The sequence below is a fragment of the Aquifex sp. genome, assembly GCF_056494385.1.
Genome location: NZ_JBSLZM010000110.1, coordinates 1 through 2348, shown reverse-complemented (window position 1 = coordinate 2348; position 2348 = coordinate 1). Strand labels below are relative to the sequence as shown.

Here is a 2348-nt window from a genome sequence, read left to right as displayed (position 1 = left end):
TGAGCTGCTCCGGTAATCATGTTCTTGATGTAGTCTGCGTGTCCGGGGCAATCTACGTGTGCGTAGTGTCTTTTAGCTGTTTCATACTCAACGTGAGTGATGTTTATGGTTATACCTCTTTCTTTTTCTTCCGGTGCTTTGTCAATTTCCTCGTATTTGAAGCATTTAGCTTTACCGCCTTCAACGAGGCCTGCGGCCAAAACACACGTTATGGCAGACGTGAGTGTTGACTTTCCGTGGTCAACGTGACCTATCGTTCCCACGTTTACGTGTTCTTTTGTCCTCTCAAACTTCTCCTTGGCCATTCTCTACCTCCGACTTTGAGGTAAAAAAATATTATATACTACAAAAACTTTTTTTGTCAAAATCTTCTGTATGAAGCTTCTTAAATATCTGCGTCTTAAGGACACAAGAGGCGTCGGAGAAGCTACTATAAAGAAGATTATAAAGAAGTTCGGTTCAATAGAAAATCTTGAGGAAAAGGGTCTTGTAAATCTCTTGGGAGAGAAAAAGGCAGAGCTTATTATGCTTTCCCTGTCAACCGAAAGGAGGTATGAGGAAGATGTTCTCAAGAGCCTGGAAAAGGGTTTGAGATTTATAACCATCGAAGATAAAGATTATCCTGAACTTCTCAGGGAGATTAAGGATCCTCCTCCTTTCTTGTTTTATAGAGGAGAAAAACCTTCGGAGGGTGTAGGTATCGTAGGAACGCGTAAACCCTCTGACATTTCCCTTATGTTTGTTGAAAAAGTTGTTGAAAAGGAAGGAAAACCTGTTATTTCCGGAGGAGCAAGAGGCATAGACATAAAGGCTCACGAAACCGCTTTAAAGCTGGGACTACCTACTACGGTTGTTCTGGGCTACGGTATTCTTAAAACGGAGTATAGGATAAAAAAGGTTCTTGATAGGGGAAAGGTTTCCCTTGTATCCGAGTTTCTCCCTTGGGAGGAGGGCAGCAAATACACATTCCCTAAAAGAAATAGGATTATCGCGGGTCTTTCCGAAAGGTTATACGTGGCGGAAGCGGGAAGGAGGAGCGGGGCGCTCATTACTGCGGAATACGCATACAGGTACGGAAGAGAAATTTGCGTATTTGTGGGTGATGCCTGTTCCGAAAGATGGAAAGGATGTATCCGACTTTTAAAGGAAGGTAAAGCATACAAATATGAGGAGTTAAGAGAGGAAGGCATTCTTGATTTTCTCAAAAAACCCAGAACCTTTGATGAGATAAATGAGTTTCTCAAGGAAGACACTAAGTTTATAAATACCCTTATAGCGAAGCTAATTGTAGAGGGAAAAATTATCCAGGAGGGTGCTTATTACAGGGCTGTTTAGATTTCCTTATGGAGTTTGTTTATGTATATACGCTCAAGTATTTTTCTTGCAATCGGTGCGGCGGTTTTTCCTCCGCTTTCTCCGTGTTCTACAAAAACCCCTATGATAAATTTGGGGTCCCTGTAGGGAGCAAAGCCTACAAACCAGGCGTGATTTCTATACTTCCAGGGAAGTCTCTTTTTTCTCCTCTTGTAATACTCCTTTATCTTCCTTTTGTTCTTAAAGAAGACTTCAGCTGTTCCCGTCTTTCCCGCTATATCAACGATTCTTGACATTGCTTCCTTTGCGGTCCCTCTCCTTACCGCTTCCCTGAGACCTCTCTTTATAATTGCGAAGTGTTCAAGCTTTCCGTAAATCGCCTTAAGAACTTTTCTTTCGTTCCGCCAGATGACGTTACCTTTATCGTCAAGGATTTCTTTAAGAAGGGTTGGTTTGTATATAACTCCATTGTTGGCTATTCCCATCATCATAAGGGTTTGTTCCATAAGATTACTGAGTAAGAATCCCTGCCCTATACTCATATTAACTGTGTCCCCGTCGTACCAGGGTTCTTTGAAACGTCTTAGCTTCCACGAAGGAGTAGGTATGAAACCTTTTCTTACGGGAAGTTCAAAGGGAATATGCATACCGTAGGTAAACTGCTTAGCATAATGTCTTATCTTTGTTGGTCCAATCTCGTAACCCACGGTGTAGTAGTAAACATCACAGGAATCCCTTAAGCTCCTTATAAGGTTTACCTTTCCGTGTCCCCACCTTCTCCAGCAGTAAAACCTTCTATCCCCGAGCTTAAAGTAACCACCGCAATAAACTATATCCCAAGGGGATTTTGTTTTAGTTTCCAAAACCGCGTAGGCTATGGGCACCTTAAAAACGGATGCCGGGGGATATAGCCCCCTTACAGCCCTGTTAAAGAAGGGTTTTAAGGGATTTTTACTGAGCTTTTTCCAGTCTTTATAAACACTGTTAGGGTCAAACCCCGGGAAGCTCGCAAGAGCGAGAACTTCTCCCGTAGA

At 42.5% G+C, this 2348-nt stretch carries 3 protein-coding genes; 1 reads left to right on the top strand and 2 read right to left on the bottom strand.

Annotated features, from left to right (window positions below; translation table 11 throughout):
• A partial coding sequence (locus tag ACWB1W_RS08140; RefSeq protein ID WP_479370868.1) for a GTP-binding protein occupies nt 1-305 on the bottom strand: 305 nt, incomplete at its 3' end.
• Nucleotides 306-375: 70 nt separating this feature from the next.
• On the opposite strand from ACWB1W_RS08140, the gene dprA reads away from it, so the two are divergent.
• The gene (gene dprA, locus ACWB1W_RS08135) at nt 376-1335 is read left to right on the top strand and encodes a DNA-processing protein DprA (protein WP_479370867.1); all 960 of its coding nucleotides are present in this window, start codon (nt 376-378) and stop codon (nt 1333-1335) included.
• Here dprA and ACWB1W_RS08130 read toward each other — a convergent pair.
• Nucleotides 1332-2348: penicillin-binding transpeptidase domain-containing protein (locus ACWB1W_RS08130; RefSeq protein ID WP_479370866.1), on the bottom strand; the 1017-nt coding region annotated here is incomplete at its 5' end. The genes dprA and ACWB1W_RS08130 overlap by 4 nt on opposite strands.

What these genes read in the sequence shown, in the direction of transcription:
- dprA (WP_479370867.1), top strand. Translation starts at nt 376, where the DNA reads ATGAAGCTTCTTAAATATCTGCGTCTTAAGGACACAAGAGGCGTCGGA.